General features: G+C 52.3%; 27 protein-coding genes and 1 pseudogene. 7 read left to right on the forward strand and 21 right to left on the reverse strand.

The window, feature by feature from the left end; all coding sequences use genetic code 11:
- Nucleotides 1–24: 24 nt before the first annotated feature.
- From ACM5QY_RS16380 to ACM5QY_RS16450, 15 genes are all read right to left on the reverse strand, one after another.
- Complete coding sequence (locus tag ACM5QY_RS16380) at nt 25–690, reverse strand: DUF3313 domain-containing protein (protein WP_416121794.1); 666 nt, start codon at nt 688–690, stop codon at nt 25–27.
- A gap of 158 nt (nt 691–848) precedes the next feature.
- Entirely contained in the window at nt 849–1484 is a 636-nt protein-coding gene (locus ACM5QY_RS16385; RefSeq protein ID WP_416121795.1) for a hypothetical protein, read from the reverse strand.
- Between the two features lie 114 nt (nt 1485–1598).
- A complete protein-coding gene (locus ACM5QY_RS16390; RefSeq protein WP_416121796.1) occupies nt 1599–2654 on the reverse strand; it encodes a PglL family O-oligosaccharyltransferase in 1056 nt (351 codons plus the stop codon).
- Nucleotides 2554–3150: a pilin glycosylation ligase domain-containing protein gene (locus tag ACM5QY_RS16395; RefSeq protein WP_416121797.1), complete on the reverse strand. Its 597-nt coding sequence runs from the start codon at nt 3148–3150 to the stop codon at nt 2554–2556. Before ACM5QY_RS16395 ends, ACM5QY_RS16390 begins: the two co-directional genes overlap by 101 nt.
- Before the next feature lie 348 nt (nt 3151–3498).
- Nucleotides 3499–3909 (reverse strand): fimbrial protein, encoded by a 411-nt coding sequence (locus ACM5QY_RS16400; RefSeq protein WP_416121798.1) that lies wholly within the window; start codon nt 3907–3909, stop codon nt 3499–3501.
- A complete protein-coding gene (locus ACM5QY_RS16405; RefSeq protein WP_416121799.1) occupies nt 3855–4418 on the reverse strand; it encodes a hypothetical protein in 564 nt (187 codons plus the stop codon). Before ACM5QY_RS16405 ends, ACM5QY_RS16400 begins: the two co-directional genes overlap by 55 nt.
- An 18-nt stretch (nt 4419–4436) precedes the next feature.
- Complete coding sequence (locus tag ACM5QY_RS16410; protein ID WP_416121800.1) at nt 4437–4970, reverse strand: fimbrial protein; 534 nt, start codon at nt 4968–4970, stop codon at nt 4437–4439.
- An 8-nt stretch (nt 4971–4978) separates the two neighbouring features.
- Complete coding sequence (locus tag ACM5QY_RS16415) at nt 4979–5476, reverse strand: fimbrial protein (RefSeq protein WP_416121801.1); 498 nt, start codon at nt 5474–5476, stop codon at nt 4979–4981.
- A 10-nt stretch (nt 5477–5486) separates the two neighbouring features.
- Nucleotides 5487–6041, reverse strand: coding sequence for a fimbrial protein (locus ACM5QY_RS16420; protein ID WP_416121802.1), 555 nt, complete (start codon nt 6039–6041; stop codon nt 5487–5489).
- Complete coding sequence (locus ACM5QY_RS16425) at nt 6034–6225, reverse strand: fimbrial protein (protein ID WP_416121803.1); 192 nt, start codon at nt 6223–6225, stop codon at nt 6034–6036. Before ACM5QY_RS16425 ends, ACM5QY_RS16420 begins: the two co-directional genes overlap by 8 nt.
- On the reverse strand, nt 6222–6593 hold the full coding sequence (locus ACM5QY_RS16430) for a fimbrial protein (RefSeq protein WP_416121804.1): 372 nt from the start codon (nt 6591–6593) through the stop codon (nt 6222–6224). Before ACM5QY_RS16430 ends, ACM5QY_RS16425 begins: the two co-directional genes overlap by 4 nt.
- 34 nt (nt 6594–6627) lie before the next feature.
- Nucleotides 6628–7386 (reverse strand): fimbria/pilus periplasmic chaperone, encoded by a 759-nt coding sequence (locus ACM5QY_RS16435; protein ID WP_416122905.1) that lies wholly within the window; start codon nt 7384–7386, stop codon nt 6628–6630.
- An 89-nt stretch (nt 7387–7475) separates the two neighbouring features.
- On the reverse strand, nt 7476–10031 hold the full coding sequence (locus tag ACM5QY_RS16440) for an outer membrane usher protein (RefSeq protein WP_416121805.1): 2556 nt from the start codon (nt 10029–10031) through the stop codon (nt 7476–7478).
- Entirely contained in the window at nt 10031–10588 is a 558-nt protein-coding gene (locus ACM5QY_RS16445) for a fimbrial protein (protein WP_416121806.1), read from the reverse strand. Before ACM5QY_RS16445 ends, ACM5QY_RS16440 begins: the two co-directional genes overlap by 1 nt.
- A 120-nt stretch (nt 10589–10708) precedes the next feature.
- Entirely contained in the window at nt 10709–11236 is a 528-nt protein-coding gene (locus ACM5QY_RS16450; protein WP_416121807.1) for a fimbrial protein, read from the reverse strand.
- A gap of 346 nt (nt 11237–11582) precedes the next feature.
- On the opposite strand from ACM5QY_RS16450, the gene ACM5QY_RS16455 reads away from it, so the two are divergent.
- The 3 genes from ACM5QY_RS16455 (at nt 11583) to wrbA (ending at nt 13505) form a co-directional block, all read left to right on the forward strand.
- Nucleotides 11583–11825 carry a hypothetical protein gene (locus ACM5QY_RS16455; RefSeq protein ID WP_416121808.1) on the forward strand — a complete coding sequence of 81 codons (243 nt, stop codon included), beginning with the start codon at nt 11583–11585 and terminating at the stop codon, nt 11823–11825.
- 165 nt (nt 11826–11990) lie between these two features.
- The gene (locus ACM5QY_RS16460) at nt 11991–12602 is read left to right on the forward strand and encodes a helix-turn-helix domain-containing protein (RefSeq protein ID WP_416121809.1); all 612 of its coding nucleotides are present in this window, start codon (nt 11991–11993) and stop codon (nt 12600–12602) included.
- A gap of 303 nt (nt 12603–12905) precedes the next feature.
- Nucleotides 12906–13505: an NAD(P)H:quinone oxidoreductase gene (gene wrbA, locus ACM5QY_RS16465; protein WP_416121810.1), complete on the forward strand. Its 600-nt coding sequence runs from the start codon at nt 12906–12908 to the stop codon at nt 13503–13505.
- Between the two features lie 39 nt (nt 13506–13544).
- Here the strand turns inward: wrbA and ACM5QY_RS16470 are convergent, their stop codons facing one another.
- The 4 genes and pseudogenes from ACM5QY_RS16470 to fusA all read right to left on the reverse strand — a co-directional run bounded on the left by ACM5QY_RS16470 (nt 13545) and on the right by fusA (nt 17777).
- The gene (locus tag ACM5QY_RS16470) at nt 13545–13856 is read right to left on the reverse strand and encodes a CcdB family protein (protein WP_416121811.1); all 312 of its coding nucleotides are present in this window, start codon (nt 13854–13856) and stop codon (nt 13545–13547) included.
- The gene (locus ACM5QY_RS16475) at nt 13856–14149 is read right to left on the reverse strand and encodes a type II toxin-antitoxin system CcdA family antitoxin (RefSeq protein ID WP_416121812.1); all 294 of its coding nucleotides are present in this window, start codon (nt 14147–14149) and stop codon (nt 13856–13858) included. The genes ACM5QY_RS16470 and ACM5QY_RS16475 overlap by 1 nt, the downstream gene beginning before the upstream one ends.
- 64 nt (nt 14150–14213) lie before the next feature.
- Nucleotides 14214–15541: pseudogene (locus tag ACM5QY_RS16480) on the reverse strand (IS4 family transposase).
- A gap of 130 nt (nt 15542–15671) precedes the next feature.
- Nucleotides 15672–17777 carry an elongation factor G gene (gene fusA / locus ACM5QY_RS16485; RefSeq protein ID WP_416121813.1) on the reverse strand — a complete coding sequence of 702 codons (2106 nt, stop codon included), beginning with the start codon at nt 17775–17777 and terminating at the stop codon, nt 15672–15674.
- A 251-nt stretch (nt 17778–18028) separates the two neighbouring features.
- Here fusA and ACM5QY_RS16490 point away from each other — a divergent pair, with 251 nt between their 5' ends.
- Nucleotides 18029–18382: an ArsR/SmtB family transcription factor gene (locus tag ACM5QY_RS16490; protein WP_416121814.1), complete on the forward strand. Its 354-nt coding sequence runs from the start codon at nt 18029–18031 to the stop codon at nt 18380–18382.
- Here the strand turns inward: ACM5QY_RS16490 and ACM5QY_RS16495 are convergent.
- Complete coding sequence (locus ACM5QY_RS16495) at nt 18379–19296, reverse strand: LysR family transcriptional regulator (protein WP_416122906.1); 918 nt, start codon at nt 19294–19296, stop codon at nt 18379–18381. The genes ACM5QY_RS16490 and ACM5QY_RS16495 overlap by 4 nt on opposite strands.
- Before the next feature lie 123 nt (nt 19297–19419).
- Here ACM5QY_RS16495 and ACM5QY_RS16500 point away from each other — a divergent pair, with 123 nt between their 5' ends.
- From ACM5QY_RS16500 to ACM5QY_RS16510, 3 genes are all read left to right on the forward strand, one after another.
- Nucleotides 19420–20004: a chromate transporter gene (locus tag ACM5QY_RS16500; RefSeq protein WP_416121815.1), complete on the forward strand. Its 585-nt coding sequence runs from the start codon at nt 19420–19422 to the stop codon at nt 20002–20004.
- Complete coding sequence (locus tag ACM5QY_RS16505; protein WP_416121816.1) at nt 20004–20522, forward strand: chromate transporter; 519 nt, start codon at nt 20004–20006, stop codon at nt 20520–20522. The genes ACM5QY_RS16500 and ACM5QY_RS16505 overlap by 1 nt, the downstream gene beginning before the upstream one ends.
- A gap of 131 nt (nt 20523–20653) precedes the next feature.
- Nucleotides 20654–22615 carry a glycoside hydrolase family 3 protein gene (locus ACM5QY_RS16510; RefSeq protein ID WP_416121817.1) on the forward strand — a complete coding sequence of 654 codons (1962 nt, stop codon included), beginning with the start codon at nt 20654–20656 and terminating at the stop codon, nt 22613–22615.
- Nucleotides 22616–22626: 11 nt separating this feature from the next.
- Here the strand turns inward: ACM5QY_RS16510 and ACM5QY_RS16515 are convergent, their stop codons facing one another.
- Nucleotides 22627–23310: an O-methyltransferase gene (locus ACM5QY_RS16515; protein WP_416121818.1), complete on the reverse strand. Its 684-nt coding sequence runs from the start codon at nt 23308–23310 to the stop codon at nt 22627–22629.
- Between the last annotated feature and the right edge of the window lie 423 nt (nt 23311–23733).

The raw sequence follows: 23733 nt of genomic DNA on the forward strand, positions 1-23733 counted from the left end.
TTGTGCATTTCATTGACAGTTTGATCAGCTTGCCGGACGGGTTTCGGCAGCGTCCGAGGCCATCGAATCAATGGCTTCTTTCAGCGTTTCCAGCGTTACGGGTTTTGATTCGTTGGAGAGCGTTTTCCCTGCCGTTTTCCGTACCACTTTCATGACCGGTTGTTGGGTCGCGGCGTCAATCAGCTCGCCTTCAAAATACAAATGGGTGTTCATTGTGCGGTGCCCGGAAGCCACTTCAGCGCCCGCGATCAGCAGCCCGACCGGCAGAACTTCATAAAACTGCAACCCTTCTTTATTGGTCTCCACATGCGTGATAGCCCCGCGGAAAATCAGGCTGTGCGCATCCGGCGAAGAGGCCAGCGTTTTATGTCTCGCCAGCGCATTTTTTAACTGGGTATCGGTGTACGCCCGGATCGATTCGAGCATCTGCGCATCCGCCTGAGTAGCTGGCGCAGGCTGCGGGAAATACGTCACCGGTTTGAACACGATATTGCTGTAATTCTTTGGGTCGTATTTCGGCGAAACCCAGCGTAACTCCGGTTTTCCTGAAGGCGACGTTGTTTTCGCCAGCCCGGAATAATCCTGCAAGAAGCCGGAATACTTTTCAGGTTCAGCGATTTTTGATGTACAGCCGGCCAGAGCTAATAACCCAACGAATACGATCGTTTTAGGGAATACTTGCATTTTCAAGTCCTTTTAAATTGATACTAAAATCATAAGTATCACAATATCTGACAGAGATAGGGCAATCATAAATAACCCGACTAATACTATTGTTTTAGGCAAAGGTTCCTTAGGCAAAAGTTGCATTTACCCGTCCTTTAAAATTGATGCTAAAAAAGTACGCATTACAAAACCTGATATTCATAAGTCGTCGTTTTATTTTTTCGTTTTTCAATATTCTGACATTTCACTGGCGTCATATTTTCCAGATAAATTTCGGCGAGGCGCACCATTTTCCAGTGGTTAACCAGACTCAGCGCAGAGATAAGCCCTTTTTCAGCCATGACTTTCGCTTTGTAGGCATATAACGTTTTGGCATTAATTTTCTCTAATTTTGAAATTCTGGTCATAGAAACCCCTGATAAATATAACGATATGATTCTGGTTGCTTTACCACTCAGTTTATAAGCGTCTTCAGAAGGTTCAGGATAGGTTAATAACCCTGAATAAATCCCATTAAGGAAATGTTCCAGCGCCATTTTCATGGTATTAAGACTTGCCTTACTGGATAAAAGACAAAGATTTTTAATCAGAATGTTATTCTCAATAAATGACAGTACAACATCAGAGCCAATGATCATGACTCTGTCTGACTGGCACATTAATAACGTATAAAACTCATTCCTGGTGACCCATTTTTTTTCGAAAAAGAAAACGGATACCGACTGACTTTTGTGAGTTAAAAAAGCGAAATCGCTAATGATGCTTTTTATAGCTTCCCTGACATAATAATTATCACTTTCGATACTGATGTTATTCATACTGAACGCTCTGAGAATTGACGCATAATTATCGACAAAAACACAATTACTTCAATAATTTCACGATCCTGTTTAAGACTCAAAAAATCATTGAATATTGAAATTAGCCCATTTTTATTTTTCGCAGATAAAACGCGGGTCTGTTAACCAGCGCCCTTTTGCCCCCTGGCAAATGGATCCCGCTGACGGTAAATTCTGAGCCCGTGCAATCATTAATAAACTGGCATAAACCGAGGGGTCGTTATGAACCTGCAAATAGTTTTCCGCCCACTGACTGAATGATTCCAGTAATGACAGATCCTTCGTCTGGTTAAATCTCACTAATAATGCGACATGCCGGTCGAAATCGATCCGGTCATGCTGGCTGTAAGGGTTCGCGAATGAATCTACCGCCGTCTGTTCGCTGAAGGCTAACGGCAGCAACTTCTGTTGCTCGATGACTGTTAACTTCTGCTGGGTCTGAAGGCCGGTGATCATAAAAACAAGGACAGCGAGCGGAATAAGCATGAGCGCACTTCGCCACACCAGCGGCAGTCTTTGCCTTTCCACTTGATTACGCCGGGCTGCTGCCCCGCTTACCACCAGCAACATCATGATCGTCAGCCCGTGCGTCGCGGACTGGTATAACGGATATTCCAGATTCATATGCACGGCGATGGGCAATAACAGCGCCACGCCGACGAAACGCGTACCTCCCGCACTCCACAAACGCCTGAAGACACCGGCGATCATCAGCAAAATCCCGCATACCGCCGTTAACCCACCTTCGGCCCAGGCATATAAAAACTCATTGTGCGGATACTGGATGGTGTCGTTATCCAGCCCGGTTCCCGCCGCTTTTGCCAGCGTGCCATACACCGCCTCGAAGCTGCCGTAACCGTTACCCGCCAGCGGATGCAGGCGGATCATTTGCCAGGTCAGCTTCACCATATTCCAGCGCGAAAGCGTAGAGCTTTCTTTTATTGCTGGCGTGAAAAACGGGAAAAAGAGATGTCCGTAATAAAGCCAGAAAAGCCCCGTTCCCGTGCCTGCCGCCATGATCAAAACGGCCTGTGCCACCTGCATTTTCTTATGTGTGATAACCAGCGAAAGCAACAGAACCGTGGCGAGAATGGCTCCGATATTCCCGGCCCGGCTTTGTAAAAACACCATGACGGCGGGGGATAACAAAAAGCGCAGCGCCGCAGATAAACTGCACCAGCCGCTTGCCTTGTTGTAAATAAAGCCACAGCGCGCAGGCCAGCCCGGTCGCTAAAAAAGACGCCAGCACATTGGCCTGCTGGAAACTGCCATAAGGTCGCCCGCGCGGTATTTCGGCAAAGTCTTTAAGCTGCCACAGCGCATGAAAAGCCTGCAACAACGCCGCGATGACCAGAATCGTTAACCAGCGTGAACGCAGGCGACGGCAGGACGTGGTGCACAGCAAAAGCACATAGAATGCGGCCATTCCCCACAGCGCAAGCACTTTGGGCAGTGCATTCAATTGCCAGTCCGCGCGGGGTGACCATAACAACGGCAAAGACCATAGCGCGACGCCAGCAAGAATAAGGCCGGTGCCCGGCGGGAGCGTCATTTTGCCCTCAGCCGTTCGCCGTCTTGTCAGATGGAAAACACACCACAGCGCAATAACGGCCATGACCGCCCACGCCAGTATATTTTGCGGCAATGAAAGCCCTGCTCCGCCGTGATTCGGTAATACGAAGTTCAGACCGCCACAGAGCCAGAGGAATAATAAAAACGAGACGCCGATATTAATGCGCTCGTCTGAAAAAGATGGAAATAGAAACATCCCTGACATAGTTTTCCCGGAGAATTAAAAAACATAAAGAGTCATTAGATTATTTTTTGGATCTTTGCTGCGCCATTACCCCTGCGGCGCTTGCCGTAAACGTGCTGACATTGGGCGGCTAATTATCGTTAAAAACACACATTATTCAATCAATTCCCAGTCCGATTTAGGACTGGCGTTCTTTGCGGGTGAATATTAAAATTAACCCGTTGTTTACCCGAATGATTATTGCTGCGTCATCACTAACACTGCACTCGCCGTAAATGCGCCGGTAGGGACATCTTTTATTTCTACCGCGGGGTCGCGCACTGCCTGAAAAGCGAGATCCATCGAATTAGAACCGCTTAGAAAAGTCACCGGTGTGACATCCGTCGTAGACAATATTTTACTGTTATACACCACCGAAACGCCTAATCCGTTTGATGATGATTTGATTACCTGCCCGCCGCTTAAGGAAATAGGCGTGTAATTCAGTTGCATATTCACCGTGACGTCTCCGCCGGTGCAATCTACCGGCACCTGAATATGCCGCATTGAACCGGAACCGGGTACGGTAGGCATTTGCGCACGGTCGACAGTGCCTAAATTGACACTGAGATCATTGCCGTTGTTAAGAGTGCAGGATGTGTCTGGCATTGGGGAGTTGGGGGCAACGGTGTTACGTTCCCGTCATTGCAGCCGCTTCCACCGGAAGCTGTGTACTTGTGGCCAGCATCATCGACAAGGTAATCACATATAATAAATCCATCCACCGCACTTCCAGTGAAAGACTCCGTGTCACCACCATATGCATTAATAGATTGTTGCGCAAGTGTCTTGGTTGCATCAACCGTAAATGTACTTGTCGATTTATCCTCAATTAACTTTGTTGTTGCCAAATCCCTAATGATCGTTTCTACCCGATAGCTTCCTGTTTTTGGTACATAATTATTGGATGTCAGAGAACATGAAGACATAAGTGTGAATCGATCTGAAATAAACACCCATAAATACCATGAACTACTGTCGGCACACTTATTGCCTGAACTGATACCGTTTATCCCATATACTCCACTAATATTTGCCTTGGCCTGCTGCCCACTAAACGCCAGCACAATAAACAGCAGCAATAATCTTCCGGTATTTAAAATATTAAGTTTCATCATTTGTATTCTATTTGAACGTTAGGGGTAAGCCATTTCAAAGGTGGCCGTCGCATTAAAATCACCGGTCGTAATTGACTGCGCCTGTAACGCGTCGGGTTCGCCTGCCACATAAGCCTGTAGCGTGAAACTGTTGGTGCCGTTAGCCAGGGTATACACCGGCGTTGGCTGATTAATTGCCTGCGGCGTGCCATCTGTATTTTCCAGGCCAATCGCAATGCCCGTTGTGCCTGTTACTGCCAGCGCGCCCGGTAATGTGGTGCTTTCCGTGCCGCTGAACGTGATGGTGACTTCGTTGCCCTGCGCGATGTCGCACTCGATCAGGTTGATGGTGAAAGGTTTGGCGTTGGTGCGTTGATGCAGATACAACCCTTTCTTAATGACCGTGCCAAAATCCACGGTGAGCTCTGTGGTATTTGGATCCAACTCGCACGGGTCACTGACCAGCGTGCCACTGAATTTCAGGTTATTTTCGATGGCGCTGACCGGCGCAATAAATAAGATGCCGATCAGTACAACGGCCAAAGCCAGCCCGCAGCAGACAGGAAATTTCATCGGCGTTCTCATTGATAATCCACCTTCAGCGTCGCCGTGGCGGAGAAGGCTTGTGCAGCCAGTTCTGTCGCCGGGTCTTTGACCGGCACGGCCGTCAACACCAGTGAACTCAGCGCCCCGAGCGTTGTTGATTTCGCCGTGTTTAATTTCAGCGGCTGGCCGTCGGCCTGAATTTGTATTCCTAGGCCGGGGGCGTCCGTCGTCACGGCGGCGTCATCAAAACTCTCCGCTGTGCCGATAATCGTCAGATTCAGCGGCGTATTATCCGGCTCCCCCTTGCACTCCACGGTATACGGGATGGTTTGTTTAAAGTTCACCCCATCGACCTTTTTGACGCCGACGGTATTAAAAGCAACATCCATCACTTTGTCGTCGCTGATTACGCAGGTGGGAAGCACTAAAAAATGCCCTTTGAAGTTGTAGGTCACGCTGTCGCCGGTTTGTGCTGCGTACGTCGTCTGCATCATCAATATCGCCAGCAGCCAAAAAAACACTGTTTTTTTCATCACGCGCACCTCAGTTAAACGCCATGGTCAGCGTGCCGGACGCACTGAATACGTCGCCGCTGACAATGCTTTCGCTGCTAGTGGTATTCAGCTGAACCAGCTGGGCTTTCAGTGCCGGAGCCGCATTCTGGTCTATCGTGAACCACTCCCCCATGTTTTGTGGCGCGCCGTTGACCAGCAGCTCAATCCCGATAACATCCTTATCTGCCGCCAGTACCTGTGCGCCCTGATAGGTTTCATAACTGCCGGAGGTCGAGGTGAATTTCATTTGCAGCAGGCCATCTGTGTCGCCGTCGCAGAAGAAGTCGCTGACCAGCGTTTTACTGTAATTCCCCGAAAGCTCAACGGTATTGGTGCCTGAACTCATCAGCTTCACTTCACCAAAATCAACATTCAGCGTGCCGCCCTGGTTAAAAGTGCAGGAACCGTTCGCCACCACCGTGCCGGTAATATTGATATCCATCGAGTCTATGTCCCCGGTATTTCCGGGGGCTGCCTGTACACCGTAAACAGGCGCCAGCAGAATGACGGCAACGACAAAAAACCTGAGTTTGTTGTTATTCATAATTCATCCGAAAATCCACCGTCGCCTGAAACCGCCCCGTCGTCAGCGGCGCGCGGGTACGAACCGGGATCACGTTGTAGACCAGCGTATTGCCACCGCCGGTGCTGAACTGAGGTTGATGCCGCTGTCCGGGCATGATTTGCCGCCCTTGTTCATCGAGGATCCGCAAACCAACGCCGCTCACTCCCCCATTTTCAGCAATGTGGGTTCGTCCGGATCGGCCGGTGACTGGAAGCTCACGAAGGGCATTTCCTTTATGGCTGCACGCGCCGCAAAGCACCCCAGCAGGCGGAAGGTTACCCGCACCGGCAGGCCGGTATCGCCCGTATTGTGAAGGTTGGCGATAGCCGAGCTGTCCATCTTCACGTCCTGAAATTCAGAGCGCATATCCAGCAGACACGGGGCTTCCATCATCGAGCCATGTATCTGTAACTCACCATGTTCGCCCTGAATGTTCCAGTCATCGACAGCGGCACAACTGGCTGACCACACAATTCCGCCAGCCATGACGACACCCGCCAGAAACCGGGTCGGATCTTTTTGTCTGCGCATCAGTTTCTCCGTTTGCACATTTGATGGCGGTTTATCAGCCTGCGGTAACGCTGCTGACCGCACAGGCGCTGCCGTTGCAGCTGAAATTAAGCTTCGGACGGCCGCCAAAATCATTCACAAACGTCAGCACCGGATGGCTGCCCAGCGCGGAAGTGCCTGCGCCCAGCGCAATACTGCTTTTCGGGTTTACCATCACCGGTTTAAAACCGTCAGCTGAATTACCTTTTTCCGAGGCAGACGCGGCAACAATCGTCACGAAATACGGCGTCGGGTTATTCAACTGATAACTGTCGCCCTGACGGGTCAGCGTCAGTTTTTTCTGCGCTTCGTTATCTTCACCCTGCTTGATTTCCAGCGCCTCCGGGCGGTAGAACATTTTTACGCGGGTCTGAAGCGCCAGCTGAAGGGTGTTCGGCTTGCTGCTTTTTGGCGGGATCTCACGCACGTTGAAATAAAACAGCGATTCCCTGTCCTGCGGCAATCCTGCGAGGCTACCGGTTGCCTGAATTTTCACCTGTCCTTTGGCACCCGGCTCCACGCGCTGCAACGGCGGCAACGCCGTGACCGGGGATTCGATTTTTTTACCGTCGGCATCTTCGAGCCAGGCCTGCGCCAGATAAGGCAGAGATTTATTCTGGTTGCTGATGCCCAGCGTGATGGATTTCGGCCCGGCGTTAAAAATCACGCGGGTTCTGTCCAGCGCAATCGCGGCATGCGCCTGCTGAGCGGTCAGTATCAGCGCGACGATGCTCAGCGCGATTTTCATACGGCTTTTTGAGGTGTTCATAATCATGTTCATAGAGACTTCACTTGTTCATATAAGATTGTGTGGGTGCAGGCATCCGGCCAATTGCGCTTCGCAATGCCTGCGTCACGGATTAATCAGTTGCTCTTTTTCACCAGGCGGCATGGCAGCAATAATCCCTTGCCCTGCGCCGGCAATTGCGATGGCAGGTCAATGCGACACTGCACGCCGTCGTTCCAGCTGACGCTCATCGATTCCCCCGGACGGATGCCGGAAAGCCAGGTGCTGCCGTTTTCGCCAACGATCCCGGTCTGCGTCCCCTGCTTATTACGAATTTCAGCGCCGAACGGCGGTGAACTGCCATCAGCAAGTTTGATGATCGCCATCGCTTTCTCACCGGCCAGAATGCCGAACTTGCGGTAACCGATGGCGCCTTCCGTCAGTGTGTCCTGCACAACCGAACGGGTGGCGTCCACGTTGTCCGGCAGTTTGTCGAGATCAACGTTCACACTGCTGCGGTAATAGCTGCTGACGTCGCTGACAACAGCCTTACCAAAGGAGTTTGTCCGCACGGTTCCACCGGATCCGCGCACCGGGACATCACTCACGCCGTCGGTATCGACCATCATTCGTGTTCCCCCCGGCGTACTGGTGCGATGTAACGCGGCACCTTCGGTCGTGGCGGTTAAACCGCCCTGCATTGAGACGCCGTAAGCGTTGTATTCGCTGCCGGTGTAGCTGGCGTTGGCCGTCATGCTGGCCTTATCGCCGTCGTGGGTAAAATATCCGCTGCCGGTGCCCTGCCCGTCGGAGGTTGTGCCCGCATTAATACGGTAGTTATTGTTCTCATCCAGCCGGTCGTAATAGCCGACGGTGCGGTTATTGCTGCCGTCGCTGTACTGGCTGTTGTAGCTCAGGCTGCCGCCATTACCCCACGGCAAAGACAGGCTCAGATACATGCCGTCGTCGTTAGAACCGTCACGCTGCGAGCGGTAAGCCGAGACACTGACGCTGACGTTTTTGAAGCGGCCAACGTCAAAGAAGTTAGAGACCGACAGGTTCCAGGTGTCGGTGGCATCACGATCCCAGTAGGTCTGATGGCTGTAGTTCAGATAGGTGCTGATATTGAGCGGCCTGAACTGCTTGTTGAACGTGACGGTGTACAGCTCTTTGTCGCTGCCGTCGCTGTTGTTTTCGCCGTAGCGCTTATCCAGATACTGCGACATGTTCATAAAGTTTTTTTCCGAGAAACGGTAACCGGCGAAGGTCACCTGGCTGTCGTACTCATCAAAACGTTTTGAATAACTGACGCGGAAAGATTTACCGCTTTTTGTGCCTTCATCCGGCAATTGGGCCTGCGACTGCGTGACATCCATCGACACGGCCCCGAAAGACAGCAGATCCCGACCAACCCCGACTGACGCCGCGTTATAATCTCCGGCTAACAGTGCACCGCCGTACAACGACCAGCCGCTGTTGACGCCCCAGGAAAATTCCCCGGTTGCGAAATCCGGCCCCTGTGTATGGTGGCCATAGTCCTCAGGCTTACCGGCGGAGATTTTGTAACGCACCAGCCCCGGACGGGTCAGATACGGAATACTGGCGGTATCAACGGTAAAAGTAGAAACGCTGCCGTCCTGCTCCTCGACTTTCACGTCAAGCTTGCCGGAAACCGCTGAGTTCAGATCCTGAATACGGAATGGCCCGGCCGCGACAGTCGTCTCATACAACACCCGCCCCTGCTGGCTGATGGTCACTTTGGCGTTGGTTTTTGCCACGCCGACCACTTCCGGCGCATAGCCGCGCAGGTTAGGCGGCAGCTGGTTATCGTCCGTCACCAGACTGGCACCGCTGAAACGGAAGCTGTCAAACATCGCGGAGTTCAGCGAAGTCTCGCCGAGCACCATTTTCGCCCGCAGTGACGTCACGGCGCGGTAGGCGTAAAAGCGGTTCCAGTCCCAGTTCTTCTGTGTCGTACTGTTCTCGCCGGTAGACTTGTTGTACTGCGCCTGCCAGTCCGCCCGCAGACGCCACGGGCCGAGGTTCACGCCCGTGGTTCCGTTGCCGCTGACCGTCCGGCTGCGGCCACCGTCGCTTTGGCTGGAGTTCATCGCATTCATGTTGTAGTCAAACAGCGCGCCGGTAATACCGTTATCCCAGCGGGAAGGCGGCTCCCAGTTTTCCGAGGTATATTCCAGATAGGCCTGTGGCACGTTGATGTTCAATGCGCCGGTACCGAGGTCGGCAACTGCCGTAATGCCGTCCAGAGATTTCAAATCCAGGCACTGGTTTTCGTGCCACCAGGTTGCCCCTTTTAACGTCGCCGCTTTCAGGCCAAATTTTCCGACCATCTCCGGTGTAAGACACGGCTGGCTACCTTTCGGGTCACCTTCAGGCGCCAGAAATTCCACGGTCTGGTCGGGGATATCGAATTTATTGACGCGCAGAGCGAGCTGATATTTCCCCGGCATCACATAGCCCGGCTGGGAAAACTGCCCCAGATCGATATTGGCGCGCTCTTTCACATCCAGCACATCGGTGTTGAACTGCACCGCCTCTTCAGCGCGGGCGCCGCGTACCGGAAACAGAGCCATCAGCACACCCACGGCAATCGGGCATAATGCGCCGGCGAAAGACGGTGAGAACCGGCTGTTCTTTGCTGGCGGAATAAGGTTTTTCACTTTTAAAGCCATCAGAAGTAGTCCACCTTAAAACGCAAAATGGCGTGATACTCACCCACTTTCAGGGGTTTTTCGTTACTCACCAGACGCAGGATGTAATCCAGCCGCTGAGTTCCCGGCACCAGAGAGCCCGCTGGAAGTGGCTGACCCGGTGTCGCGAGGTTTCCCAGCGCGTCCGTGATCTGCAACCCGATACCTTCGGCACCGCTGATGCGAAATAAACCGTGATCAGAAGGCCCGTCAAACGTGGTCCTGAAATGCGTACTGTCAGGTTGTTCCTGGCTATGCGAGTTCAGATCGCAATTCACCAGATTCAGTGAAAAGGTCTTTTGTGATCCCCGGCCGTTAAGCACCATTTCGCCGACCGTTGACACATCCATTTCGATGCTCTGATGAAGATCTGCGGTGGCAATTGCACAAGGTGTATCGATAATGCTGCCCTGCATGTGGACGTGCCCGAACTCTGGTGCCGACGGTGAAGCGCAGGCAAAGCTTAATGCGGCCCCCAGCATGGACAGTGCCAGCATGGCAGGCAGCGTTTTCTTGCAAAATGAGCAAACTAATAACATGCGAAAATCCGGGTTTGTACATCACTGACACACGCCATGCTGTAAGCCGTTTCTCTGCTTGAACCACCGCCAGCATGGCGACGTGAAGGCGAATACCCGAGGTATCCGCCACTCAGTTTCTTACGGGTAGTCGAGGGCAAAGTTCGCCACAGACTGGAAGCTTCCCGGAACGATAGTTGCGCTCGCGCCATCACCTTGCAGATAAGCGGCAAATGACAGATTGTTGGTACCCGTCAGCAGAGCCTGCGCCGGAGACGCGGTACCCAGTTTGACTAAATCACCGGTAGTGGTGCTGATACCGATAGAAGCGCCTTTAGCGGTACCCGCCAGACCTAACAGATCCTTATTGGCAGATGACGCTGTACCGGAAAACGTGGTGGTCACGGTTTTGGAGGTGGTGGTATCACACTGTTCCAGCTTGATGGTAAACACCTGCGGAATAGAGCGGCCGCCATCTTTCAGCGCCAGATTAGAGACCTGACCCAGGTCGATAGTCTGGTCGGAGCTTTCAGGCATAATTGAGCAAGGTGCATCAATGATGGAACCTGTGAAAGTAATCGTCCCGTGGCCCTGGTCTTTCGCATTTGCTGCGCCAATTGCCATACCGGAAGCCATAGTTAGAATTAAAGCAATTTTCTGGATGTTCATAAAAAACCTTTATTTGTCTTTCTCGATTAATATCCGCACAAAATTCATCATTCAATAAAGCACATTAATAACCGGTCAAAAAAAATATGTATTCGGTTAATTTGAATTGCTTTAGAAAATCATGAGTGGCGGTTTCGTCATCCGTAATAATTAATATCGGGACAACACGCTTCGGAATACAGTAGCTATCCGATGAGCAAATAATAATGAGCGTTACTGTTTCTGGCAAAACCAGTTCAGTCCAATTTTGGAACGGGTTTTAGATGAGTGTGAACACCTGATCTGTATCCTGAAAAAAGCATTGCACTTTAGTTATTCACATCAGTGACAGGGAAATGAGAAAAATATGCATGTCTTTAAAAAAGATAACATCAAAACTGATGTACAAGTTTTGTCGTCTTTCGATGATTTCAGTACGTGGTACCTGAGCCACTGTGACTTCAGTATGTTTGATGAGCAGGCTGTCAGAGCCTTGCTGGATGAGGAAAAACCCGATTTTTACCCGTGTATTCCCCTGATGTCCGATGAAAAACATGAAGTGATTTATATCGGAATCGATTTAGTGACGCATTGGTTTACTGCGGTTTAAGCTAAATGATTGTTTTTATATTCATTGAATTGTCATTACGCCTGCAATTTTTGAAGCACTTCAAGCTTGTGGTTCGAGATTTTCCTCGCAAGTTGCTACGCTTATAGCATCCGCCTTTACTGATTTTGAAACCTGATGACTAAAAAATTCACACCGGCTCCCACGATGGTGGATAACACCTATTGCAACATTCTATTGCAACATATGAGCCCATGGCTGGAGTACAAACCCTATGCTGTCGGGCAGCGGTTTACACGCAGTGCTAAAGAGCAGTCAAAGTGCTATATCATCCGCAGCGGCGCCATTTCTTTACATCGACAACCCGATGACATTCTGATTGATTACTTTCCCGCGCCCACCATCCGGGGCATCATTCCGATTCATGATGATTTCGAATCGTTATACGTGATTAAGATTTTTGAAGAAGCTGAAATAGCCATTCTGGATCTGGATATTTTTTATATCCTATTGAGTGAGCTGAATCTTTGGGAACCTTTTGCCCGACACATGCAACTTCTCGCAGGCCTCGCCCCCGAAGTGATATTCCGGCTCAATTCGCGCAGAATTTATGAAGCTGTGCGCATGCAGCTTTATGAGCTGATGGCCAAGCCGGAATCAATACGCGATCAGATTATTGTTGAGAACTTTATACGCGCCAAAGTTCAGGCATCCCGCAGCGCCGTTATGCATATTCTTTCTGAACTCAAGAAAGGCGGATATGTGGTGATCGAAAACGGGATACTTAAAAGTGTTAATTCAATCCCAGAGCGATTTTGATTCAGGTTTCTCTGCGAACACGAAAACACGCGTTCTGTCCTACCCTATAGAGACGCAAACGGACAGATGAACAAAACGTCCCTTCCCCGGTTTTCGTATTGCCCTAATTAACTGATGAGTCTGTTCAAAAATTTGCGTTTGTAACTCACTGCGTATGCGCAGACGATGGAGTCTCTTGCTCACCACAACCGCCGTGCTGGCGGAGGAGTTAACGTGGGATTTTTAAGCGGATTGTTCGCCCGTATTGCCGGCCAGAAACCAAAGCAAAATACGCAACAAACACCCCCTCATGAGGAGTTAAAAATGGCAAAAGTACTGGTTCTTTATCATTCAATGTACGGTCATATTGAAACGATGGCGCAGAGCATTGCAGAAGGCGCACGCAGCGTACCCGGTGTTGAAGTTACGGTAAAACGTGTGCCGGAAACCATTCCTGAAGAGGCGTTTAAAGCCGCAGGTGGGAAGACCGGACAAACAGCAGAAGTCGCGTCACCCGAAGAGCTTGCCGACTACGATGCCATTATTCTCGGCACGCCAACCCGTTTTGGTAATATGTCCAGCCAGATGCGCACCTTCCTCGACCAGACCGGCGGCTTATGGGCCAAAGGCGCACTGGCCGGCAAAGTCGCCAGCGTATTCAGTTCTACAGGCACCGGTGGCGGTCAGGAAATGACGATTACCTCAACCTGGACCACCCTCGCCCACCACGGCATGATCATCGTCCCAATCGGTTACACCACCCCTGAATTGTTCGACATTTCTCAGGTTCGTGGCGGTACACCTTACGGCGCAACCACCATCGCAGGCGGCGACGGTTCACGCCAGCCAAGCGCGGAAGAGCTGCGTATTGCCGCGCATCAGGGCAAACACGTTGCCACCATTACACAGAAACTGTTCAGCTAACGCGTAACCTCTGCAAAAGGCGCAAATATTGTTTGCGCCTTAAATTCCCATCACGAGTAAGTCCAGTGCAGCGATAACGTCATTGCGATAGATACCCGCATTGCTCACTGGCTCATGTCTCAACTCAGAATTGCTGATACTGGTCAGTAAATTCGTCATTAATACAAACTGCTGATCTTCAACGCTGACCAATGGATGCAAATGACGGATTGGTCTTAAATTTTCTACAGGAGTCAGTGGGATCACCACTCTTTCATTCAGCCTTTCAAAAAGCGGGTTCTGAATGTCCATGAAATAGGGATAGCGACTTTTAGCTTCTCCCCGATTTTCGTACACATCAAACTGTGCCATTACAGTACACCCCGGCCTTTGGAAAAAAGCCCTGCGTCTTCTGTAAACGCATTACAGGAATCCATAGCCTGCTGGTTTTCTTCTAAAAACAGCTTCCTTTTCTTTTCTTTCACGGCTTCTCCTAATGCTTTATCGAATGTTGCTGAGAGGTTAATGCCGAACGCTTTCGCCTGTTCAAGTAAATCGGCACTCAGCGTGACATTGGTTCGCTTTTTTGTTCCAGAAACAGAAGACATATCACACTCACCATACGCATTAATCATGCGCATAATCGTGTCACATAAATCCGTCATGTTCTATCCCCTATCTCCTAATAAACCCCAAAAAAAACGGCCCTTGCGGACTAATGCCAGTCAGTTAAGCAACTGACTGGCTTTTTTCCTGTGCTTTTGGATACTTCCGGGGTCTTTCCTTCACCACTCTCGGAAAGGCCCTTTCTCTTCTTATCGGCAGCTTCACCATCTGCGCCATACTCTCCAGATTACGCAACAGTTCGGGGATCCGGCCCGGAGATGCGCCCTGAAGCGTCATTAACATCCTCATCACCAGACTGCACGAGTCTGAGAAGCTTAGCTGATTCGGCCAGTAACCCTTTAGGGTTTTAGACATCTTAATCATCTGATAACGAACAAGATTATAGGCTAGTAATACCCCCCATAACTCCTGCTCGACAAGTTCTGGTTTTTTACTTCTCAGCGTTAACCGACTCAGTAACATCGTCTGCTTAATTTCACGATAACCCAGTTCGATTTCCCAACGGTGGCCGTAGAGATCGGCCATTTCCCCCCCGGGTACCGCATGGCATCTGTCATTGAGGTCAGCAGATGGCAGACTTTGCCTTTACGGGTAAACGTCAGAAGGCGAGCCGTCATTTCCTCCCCCAGATCAGGCCACTTTTTCCGGGCCTGAGGACTGGTTTTCATCCTTATCAGATGATCGCCTTTACCGAGTTTTCGCACCTCTTCGTACTGCGCTCCTTTTTTCAACGGGATCATCCAGTGACGGCTCTCTCCCGCCTGATGCCAGGCATTCAGCAGCCCCAGAGAATAATAACCTTTATCGAGTAAAGTCAGTGTGTTATCGCCTGTTTGTTCTATCAGTTTTTCTGCCAGCGTATATTCGCTTTCTTTCATCGTACCGAAGGCGGCAGCCGTAAGCAGGTGGCTGGTCAGTTCCATCTGGCAGACCATTTTCACCTGCGGATAAAGCCCCGGTTGCCCGGCATAGGTCTGTCGCGGGAAAGCCACATCATTTTCTGGTGTATCCTGGGTTCGCCAGACGACACCGTCCACCGCCAGTAATGTCAGACCACACCAGTGTGGATGGGTGACGGAGTTGTGCCACACCTGTGCCGTTTGGGTAAACACGCGGCGAACGGCATCACTTCCCAGGCGCTGGCGGGCCTGGATAACGGCGCTTGGGGCAACGAAGGGCCGGTTGCCGGGGAGCATAATATCCAGACGGTTCACGATTTGGTGGAGGGGTTCTTCGCGTTCGAGCGCCATGCCAATGATGCACCAGACCATCATTTCCAACGGGAGACGGCGTTTACGCAGCGTGACGGAACCTGACTCGGCCAGACAGCGGGAGACAAGGTCGGGATCCAGAACATCACCGAGAGAAGTCAGAGGGTTACGGGTAGAGTCGTAGCAGGAAACGAGCTCAAGAGCCTGAGCAATGCGCATAAAAAAAATCCAGAAACGAAGAACGTTTCTGGATTTTTACACAGCCACTGGATCGTTCAACTGATCCTTAACTGATCGGCATTACCCTTGCGGACCGTTTTGTCTTGAGCGGAGATTACGCCCGTTTCCGTTATTTACCACGCGACGCAATAATGTTTTCTGCGACATTGCGCGGCGCCTCGGCATAGTGATTGAACTCCATGCTGTAGGTTGCACGACCTTGCGACATCGACCGCAAAACGGTGGAGTAACCGAACATCTCGGATAACGGCACTTCGGCTTTAATGATTTTACCGCCGCCGCCTGCTATCTCTTCCATGCCCTGAACCGTACCGCGACGGGAAGATAAATCGCCCATCACGCCACCGGCGTACTCTTCCGGGGTTTCCACTTCCACTTTCATCATCGGTTCGAGGATCACCGGATCCGCGCGTTTGGCCGCTTCTTTGAAACCAAAGATGGCCGCCATTTTGAACGCCATTTCCGAGGAGTCGACCTCGTGGTAGGAACCGAAGGTCAGCGTGACTTTCACATCCACCACCGGATACCCCGCCAGAATGCCGTTGTTCAGCGCTTCCGTAACCCCTTTTTCGACCGCAGGAATGTAGTCGCGCGGCACGACGCCGCCTTTGGTGGCATCGACAAACTCAAAGCCGGTGCCTGCCGGCAGCGGTTCGAGCGTGAAGACAACGTGGCCATACTGGCCTTTACCGCCGGACTGGCGCACAAATTTCCCTTCGACATCCTGCACGGTTTTGCGCACAGTTTCGCGGTACGTAACCTGCGGTTTGCCGATGTTGGCTTCCACGCCGAACTCACGTTTCATACGGTCAACGATGATTTCCAGATGCAACTCGCCCATCCCGGAAATAATGGTCTGGCCGGATTCCTCATCGGTGCGGATGCGGAACGACGGGTCTTCCGACGCCAGCCGCGACAGCGCGATCCCCATTTTTTCCTGATCTGCCTTGGTCTTCGGTTCAATCGCCTGCGAAATCACCGGATCCGGGAATTCCATGCGCACCAGCGTAATTATGTCGGTCGGATCACACAGCGTTTCACCGGTAGTCACATCTTTCAGGCCGACACAGGCCGCGATATCACCGGCGCGGATTTCATCTATCTCGATGCGGTCGTTGGCATGCATCTGCACGATACGCCCGATACGTTCTTTCTTGCCGCGCACCGGGTTGTAGACGCTGTCGCCTTTTTTCAGCACGCCGGAATAAACGCGGACAAACGTCAGCTGGCCGACGTACGGGTCGGTCATGAGTTTGAACGCCAGCGCCGAGAATTTCTCGTTATCGTCGGAATGACGGAACACGTCGTTGCCGTCTTCGTCCGTACCGGCCACCGGCGGAATATCCAGCGGCGACGGCATCAGTTCAACCACGGCGTCGAGCATGCGCTGAACACCTTTATTCTTAAACGCACTGCCGCACAGCATTGGCTGGATTTCACCGGCGATGGTGCGCAGACGCAGACCTTGCGTAATTTCATCCTCGGTCAGCGAGCCTTCTTCGAGATATTTATCCATCAGCTCATCGTTGGCTTCCGCCGCCGCTGAGACCATTTTTTCGCGCCATTCTTCCGCCAGCCCCTGCAAATCTGCCGGGATCGGTTCATAGGTAAACGTCATGCCCTGCGACTCGTCATCCCACAGGATGGCGCGCATTTTGCGCAGATCGACCACGCCGGTGAAATGCTCTTCACTGCCAATCGGAATGACAATCGGCACCGGATTGGCTTTCAGGCGGTCCACCATCATCTGGCGAACGCGGAAGAAGTCTGCACCCTGACGGTCCATTTTGTTGACGAAGGCCAGACGCGGCACTTTGTATTTATTCGCCTGACGCCATACGGTTTCAGACTGGGGTTGCACGCCGCCCACAGCGTCGTACACCATGACCGCACCGTCGAGCACACGCATGGAACGTTCCACTTCAATGGTGAAATCCACGTGCCCCGGGGTATCGATAATATTAATGCGATGCTCATCGAACGAGTGATCCATCCCTCGCCAGAAACAGGTGACCGCAGCGGACGTAATGGTAATGCCGCGCTCCTGTTCCTGAGCCATCCAGTCTGTGGTCGCACCGCCGTCATGCACTTCTCCCAGCTTATGGTTCATGCCGGTATAGAAAAGAATACGCTCGGTGGTGGTGGTTTTACCTGCGTCGATGTGTGCTGAGATACCGATATTGCGGTAGCGCTCGATTGGCGTTTTGCGAGCCATATAACGTCCTTACTGGTTGATGGCTAAGTTGGCGGAGAGTGATTTCACATCCCGTCACAAAGTTGAGTTAAGAAATAAAGTGATGACTAAAATTCTTAATGCGGAGAGTATACTACAATTGTACGTGTATAGTCGTACAATAATTTTATTCTATTGATGAAATCGGTCAGAGGCCGTCGCGTTGTACAGCAGCAGGCGGATAAGCTATATTGCGCGGCCGCGTTAACACACGTCTAAGTAAGGAAAGTCCGATGATAGCTAACCACCCTGAACGCGAGCAGATTCGTCTCGAAAATGTGCTGACTGCGCTGGGAAATCCGCTACGTCTGGCGGTGATCCGCACCTTAGCGAAAGGCGGCGAACACCCGTGCGGCACCCTGTTGCAGGGGTTATCGAAATCGACGCTGACTCATCACTGGCGCGTGCTGCGTGACAGCGGCGTGATCTGGCAGCGCCCGGACGGACGCGCCAACTTACTGTCGCTGCGCCGTGAAGATCTGGACGCCCGCTTCCCCGGCCTGCTCGATTGCCTGCTCAGCGCCATCGAATCCGACGGCATTACCATTGAATCCACGCAAAAACACATCTCCGAGCAACATCTTTAATCCCCGGCCAGCTGCTTTCTGACCAGCTGACAAAACGTTCTTATTATAGACGATGCATGGCTGTCTTTCCGCCGGGCGAGATATAACGGCGCGCTGAGCCGGGTTCTGGCATCCAGCGGCAAAAACACCACACCGTCGCCGCCCAGACGGGTCATGGACGCCGGGACTATCGAAACGCCCAGCCCTGCGCCAACCAGGCTCAGGCATGACGTCAGCCGCGGCGCTTCCTGCACAATATGCGGGCTAAATCCGGCGCGGACATACGCCGCGAGTATCGCATCGTACAACCCCTGCCCGGCGCGACGGCGGTAAAGCACAAACGGCTCGTTGCTCAGTTCTTCGAGTTTCAGCGGCTGACCGTTTACCCGCGATGCCAGCCGGTGTCCGGCAGGAACGGCGACCCACATCGGCTCTTCCAGCACCTTTTCCATCTCGAGTTCCGGCATGTCTTTGACCGGCATACGCACAAACGCCACATCAAGTTGCCCGGCCACCACGGCTTCCAGCAACTCGCCGCTGCCGCTTTCCTCAAGCAGCGTGCTGACAGAGGGATAAATCTCACGATACCGGCGCAGCAGCGCGGGCACAAACGTATGCAGCGCCGCCGAACTGGTGAACCCAATCCGGATGCGCCCCTGTTCCCCCTGTGCCGCGCGACGCATTGCCGCATTCAGTTGCTCCGCCCGCGCCAGCACGGCGCGGGCTTCCTGCAACAACACCTCACCGGCTTCGGTCGGGATCACCCCGCGCGGGAGACGCTGCAATAAAGGCACACCAAAATCCTGTTCCAGCCCCTGCAACAGGCGCGTCAGCGGCGGCTGCTGAATAAACAACAACTCCGCAGCGCGGGTAATACTGCCGGCTTCCACCACGGTGACAAAGGCGTTAAGCCGTTTCAGTTCGATCATTGCCATACTCACAGGGTATCTATCCTCACTATTAAAGGCATTAGACATCATGTCACGACAGCGCGCATGATCTGTAACGAAATTTACGCCTCTGGCGGCTTTGAATTACATTTGAGGGAGAGTGTCGAGATGGCCGATTACATGCAGGAAAAAATCATGCTCAGTACCGAAGACCAGACTGCGCCCGCACCCGATTGCGGACAACTTTTCATGGGCTTTTTTATTTTGGGCCTGACCGGCTTTGGCGGCGTGCTCCCGATGGCGCGGCACATGCTGGTGGATAAACGCCGCTGGCTGACCGCTGCACAGTTCACCGAACTGCTCGGACTGTGCCAGTTTTTGCCCGGCGGAAATATCATCAATTTGTCGGTCGCCCTGGGGATGGAATTTCGCGGGCTGCGCGGTGCGCTTTCTGCCATTCTTGGTCTTATCCTCGCCCCGACGATTTGCGTCGTGCTGCTGGGTCTGGTGTATGCGCGTTATCAGAATGAGCCACTGGTCGAGCATCTGTTCGCCGGTATGGCCGCGGCGGCGGCCGGTTTGCTGTTATCGACGGGCCTTAAAATGCTCGCGCCGCTGTGGGGAAAATGGCTGCAACTGGCGCTGGTCGCCGTAGGCGTGATCGCCATTGCCGCGTTCCGTATCCCGATGCTGCCGGTCATGCTGGTTCTGGCACCGGTCAGCATCTTTATCTGCGCGAGGAGTAAAAACTGATGGCCGTTTTACTTTCCCTTGCCCTGCTGTTTACCGAACTTTCCTTACTGGCGTTTGGCGGCGGAAATACCATCCTCCCCGAGATGCAGCGCGCGGTGGTGGATGTACACCACTGGATGAGCGCGCAGGAATTCAGCGCCCTGTTTGCTCTGGCACAGGCCGCGCCGGGCCCGAATATGATGATCGTACCGCTGATTGGCTGGCAGGTCGCCGGATGGTCCGGATTGCTGGTTTCCTCTCTGGCGAAATTCGGGCCATCTTCCCTCGTGACGATTATCGTGATGGGCGGCTGGAAGCGCTATAAAGACCGGCCGTGGCGGCAGGTGATCCAGCGCGGTCTGGTGCCGGTCACCGTCGGGCTGGTGGTCTCGAGCGGATTGCTCATCGCCAAAGCCTCCGCCACGACAATGACACTCGGCGGTGTGATTGTGATATGTACGCTAATGGCCCTGAACAAACGCATTCACCCGCTGTGGGTGCTGGCCGTCGGCGCCGTATTAGGGCTGGCGTTGGGTTGATGATGAGTGGGGCGCAATGCCCCCTATCATCTGTGGATTTTTATTTGCGAACCCGGTCGCAATATTCAGCCCGAAAATAGGTTATTGATTGAAGATTGAGTATCTATATATATCAATCATTAAGGATGATAATGAAGATCAAACCTCTGAGCCTTGCTGTATCTGCCCTGCTGCTTTCCGCCCCGCCCGTTTTTGCCAGTGATACTCAGCCTGAACTCAGCCAGCGTGAAACCACGTTGCTGACCGTTGACGACCTGCAATTCAAAGATCTCAACCATTCGGGAAAACTTGAACCTTACGAAGACTGGCGGCTGACGCCGGAAGAGCGTGCGGCGGATCTGGTCAGACGCATGACGCTGGAAGAAAAAGCGGGCGTGATGATGCACGGCTCCGCGCCGACGGCCAACAGCCCGATTGGAGCCGGAACGCACTACGATACTGACGCCGCGAAAAAGATGATCGCCGGAGCCAAAGTCAACAGCCTCATCACCCGTCTTTCGGCGGAAGATCCGGCCATTATGGCCGAAGAAAACAACAAACTTCAGCAAATTGCCGAAGGAACGCGGCTGGGGATCCCGGTCACCATCAGCAGCGATCCGCGCAATTCGTTTGAATATCTGGTTGGCGCAAGTACGTCTTCCGGCAAATTTACCCAATGGCCGGAAACCCTGGGGCTTGCGGCCATTGGGGATGAAAAAGTCACCCGACGTTACGCCGATATTGTTCGTCAGGAATACCTGGCGGTCGGTATCCGCGAAGCGCTTTCACCGCAGGCGGATCTGGCGACAGAACCACGCTGGGCGCGCATCAGCGGAACCTTTGGCGAAGATCCGGCCCGTGTACATAACATGGTGCGTGGCTACGTTGAAGGGATGCAAAACGGGGCCGATGGTCTGAACACTGGCAGCGTCATTTCGGTGGTGAAACACTGGGTCGGCTACGGCGCGGCGGAAAACGGCTACGACAGCCATAACGTGTATGGCAAGAACGCCGTTTTCCCCGGCAATAACCTAAAAGAACACATTTACCCGTTTACCGGCGCGTTTGAAGCAAAAGTCGCCAGCGTGATGCCCACCTATTCCATCCTGAAAAATGCCATGTTCGAAGGCAAACCGCTGGAACAGGTCGGTGCCGGATTCAGCCATCAGTTGCTGAACGACATTTTACGCGGGCAATACGGCTTCAAAGGCGTGATCCTCAGCGACTGGCTGATCACCAGTAATTGTAGCGACGAATGCATCAACGGCACGCCGGAAGGAAAAGAACCGGTGCCGGGCGGCATGTCGTGGGGCGTGGAAAACCTGACGCCGCAGGCGCGTTTCGTCAAAGCGGTGAAAGCCGGTGTGGACCAGTTTGGTGGCGTCACTGACTCGCAACTTTTGGTGAACGCGGTAAACGAAAAGCAACTGACAGAGCAACGTCTGGACGAATCGGTGACCCGCATTCTGGTACAAAAATTCCAGACCGGCCTGTTTGAAAATCCGTATGTCGATGCGCAAAAAGCCGTGCAAACCGTCGGCCGCGACAGCTGGCAGAAAGAGGCGAATTCTGCGCAAGGACATTCGCTGGTTCTGTTGCAAAACAAAGATGAGATTTTGCCGCTGAAAAAAGGCAAAAAAATCTGGCTGTACGGCATCGAACCGAAAGCCGCGCAGGCGGCAGGTTTCACCGTGGTAGATTCACCGGAAAAAGCCGAAGTCGCGCTGATCCGCGCCCAAGCGCCGTATGAACAGCCGCATAAGCAGTGGTTCTTCGGCAAACGCCATCACGAAGGTTCACTGGCGTTCACTAAAGACAACGCGGATTATCAGGCCATCGTCAAAGCCAGCCAATCCGTCCCGACCATCGTAACCGTTTATCTGGATCGCCCGGCCATTCTGACCAACGTGGTCGATAAAGCGAAAGCGGTGATCGGCAATTTTGGCGTCAGTGATACCGTGCTGTTTACCCGCCTCACCGGAACGGAAGCCTTTAGCGGAAAACTGCCTTTCGAGCTGCCTTCTTCCATGGAAGCCGTATTGAAACAGAAATCAGATATGCCGCACGACAGCCAATCTCCGTTGTTTGATATTGGCTTCGGGCTGGCGCGGTAAAACGTTAGGAATCAGCCGATAACTCGCGCCAGCACAAAACCGTCCCAACCTTTGCTGCCGACGGTTTGTAATGCGGTTGCCGACAGCCGCGGTTCTTTTTCGATCATCGCAATAAAACGACGCACGCCCTGAACCCGGGCGTCGTCGCAGTGAGGATCGGCAACTTCACCATCACGCACGACGTTATCCCCGATAATTAATGTCCCCGGTTTTGACAACTTCAGCGCCCATTCCAGATACAGCGGATTATTGGGTTTATCAGCATCAATAAAAATCAGATCAAACGGCGCATGCGCGACCAGAGACGGCAACGTGGCGGACGCGGGGCCGGTGTGCAACGTAATTTTATCCTGCAAACCGGCCAGCTCGATATTTGTCTGTGCAACCCGGGCGTGATGCGGATCCGCTTCGAGCGTTACGACGCAGCCCGATGCAGAAAGAGCCCGCGCCATCCAGATTGTGCTATACGCGCCGAGCGTACCGATTTCCAGTACTTTCTGTGCGCCGGTCATCTGTATGAACATCGCCAGCAATTTCCCCTGATTCGGCGCGACATCATGCGCCGGTAATCCAGCCTCATGATTATTTTTCAGCACCTGTTCCAGCACCGGATCGATTTCTACCAGATGGCTGACCAGATAGTGATCGACCTCAGTCCATTTTTCAGCGTACTTCTCAGGGCTTAACTGACTCATGCGCCCTCCTGTTAAAAAGTGTTTTATCCCCCCTTTAAAACTAATCATTTCTTTCAGTTTTGCCGGATTTTATTGCAACTTTTTAGATTTTAGCGCTTCACCCTTACGACCGTCAGGAGGCGCTTTCGCCCACTAATCAATCAAAAAACCCATACCTTTCATACGGATAAAATGTCGTCACTTCACACTTTTTGCAGAAAGTTCACTTGAATTTGTAAAATAATAATGATAACAATTATCATTAAGTTTAACATTCGTCTCGTTTCTGTTAATCCCTGTCATTTTCTGTACAGGGGCTTAAGTGCGGAACGATGTTGGCTTTTGGGTCTGTACACACGCATCACTACACTCGCATCAATTAATTACTCGATTATTTATCGGGTTATTTATAGGGACTATAAATATGTTGTTGGCTTTCCCCTC

Source organism: Rahnella sp. PCH160, from assembly GCF_047784855.1.
Classification (GTDB): Bacteria; Pseudomonadota; Gammaproteobacteria; order Enterobacterales; family Enterobacteriaceae; genus Rahnella.

What these genes read in the sequence shown, in the direction of transcription:
- ACM5QY_RS16505 (WP_416121816.1), top strand. Translation starts at nt 20,004, where the DNA reads ATGGCCGTTTTACTTTCCCTTGCCCTGCTGTTTACCGAACTTTCCTTA.
- ACM5QY_RS16430 (WP_416121804.1), bottom strand. Translation starts at nt 6,593, where the DNA reads ATGCGCAGACAAAAAGATCCGACCCGGTTTCTGGCGGGTGTCGTCATG.
- ACM5QY_RS16470 (WP_416121811.1), bottom strand. Translation starts at nt 13,856, where the DNA reads ATGGCACAGTTTGATGTGTACGAAAATCGGGGAGAAGCTAAAAGTCGC.
- ACM5QY_RS16515 (WP_416121818.1), bottom strand. Translation starts at nt 23,310, where the DNA reads ATGAGTCAGTTAAGCCCTGAGAAGTACGCTGAAAAATGGACTGAGGTC.
- ACM5QY_RS16415 (WP_416121801.1), bottom strand. Translation starts at nt 5,476, where the DNA reads ATGAAAAAAACAGTGTTTTTTTGGCTGCTGGCGATATTGATGATGCAG.
- ACM5QY_RS16385 (WP_416121795.1), bottom strand. Translation starts at nt 1,484, where the DNA reads ATGAATAACATCAGTATCGAAAGTGATAATTATTATGTCAGGGAAGCT.
- ACM5QY_RS16455 (WP_416121808.1), top strand. Translation starts at nt 11,583, where the DNA reads ATGCATGTCTTTAAAAAAGATAACATCAAAACTGATGTACAAGTTTTG.
- ACM5QY_RS16495 (WP_416122906.1), bottom strand. Translation starts at nt 19,296, where the DNA reads ATGGCAATGATCGAACTGAAACGGCTTAACGCCTTTGTCACCGTGGTG.
- ACM5QY_RS16400 (WP_416121798.1), bottom strand. Translation starts at nt 3,909, where the DNA reads ATGCCAGACACATCCTGCACTCTTAACAACGGCAATGATCTCAGTGTC.
- ACM5QY_RS16450 (WP_416121807.1), bottom strand. Translation starts at nt 11,236, where the DNA reads ATGAACATCCAGAAAATTGCTTTAATTCTAACTATGGCTTCCGGTATG.
- ACM5QY_RS16510 (WP_416121817.1), top strand. Translation starts at nt 20,654, where the DNA reads ATGAAGATCAAACCTCTGAGCCTTGCTGTATCTGCCCTGCTGCTTTCC.
- fusA (WP_416121813.1), bottom strand. Translation starts at nt 17,777, where the DNA reads ATGGCTCGCAAAACGCCAATCGAGCGCTACCGCAATATCGGTATCTCA.
- ACM5QY_RS16435 (WP_416122905.1), bottom strand. Translation starts at nt 7,386, where the DNA reads ATGATTATGAACACCTCAAAAAGCCGTATGAAAATCGCGCTGAGCATC.
- ACM5QY_RS16420 (WP_416121802.1), bottom strand. Translation starts at nt 6,041, where the DNA reads ATGAATAACAACAAACTCAGGTTTTTTGTCGTTGCCGTCATTCTGCTG.
- ACM5QY_RS16490 (WP_416121814.1), top strand. Translation starts at nt 18,029, where the DNA reads ATGATAGCTAACCACCCTGAACGCGAGCAGATTCGTCTCGAAAATGTG.
- ACM5QY_RS16440 (WP_416121805.1), bottom strand. Translation starts at nt 10,031, where the DNA reads ATGGCTTTAAAAGTGAAAAACCTTATTCCGCCAGCAAAGAACAGCCGG.
- ACM5QY_RS16500 (WP_416121815.1), top strand. Translation starts at nt 19,420, where the DNA reads ATGGCCGATTACATGCAGGAAAAAATCATGCTCAGTACCGAAGACCAG.
- ACM5QY_RS16460 (WP_416121809.1), top strand. Translation starts at nt 11,991, where the DNA reads ATGGTGGATAACACCTATTGCAACATTCTATTGCAACATATGAGCCCA.
- ACM5QY_RS16475 (WP_416121812.1), bottom strand. Translation starts at nt 14,149, where the DNA reads ATGACGGATTTATGTGACACGATTATGCGCATGATTAATGCGTATGGT.
- ACM5QY_RS16405 (WP_416121799.1), bottom strand. Translation starts at nt 4,418, where the DNA reads ATGATGAAACTTAATATTTTAAATACCGGAAGATTATTGCTGCTGTTT.
- ACM5QY_RS16410 (WP_416121800.1), bottom strand. Translation starts at nt 4,970, where the DNA reads ATGAAATTTCCTGTCTGCTGCGGGCTGGCTTTGGCCGTTGTACTGATC.
- wrbA (WP_416121810.1), top strand. Translation starts at nt 12,906, where the DNA reads ATGGCAAAAGTACTGGTTCTTTATCATTCAATGTACGGTCATATTGAA.
- ACM5QY_RS16445 (WP_416121806.1), bottom strand. Translation starts at nt 10,588, where the DNA reads ATGTTATTAGTTTGCTCATTTTGCAAGAAAACGCTGCCTGCCATGCTG.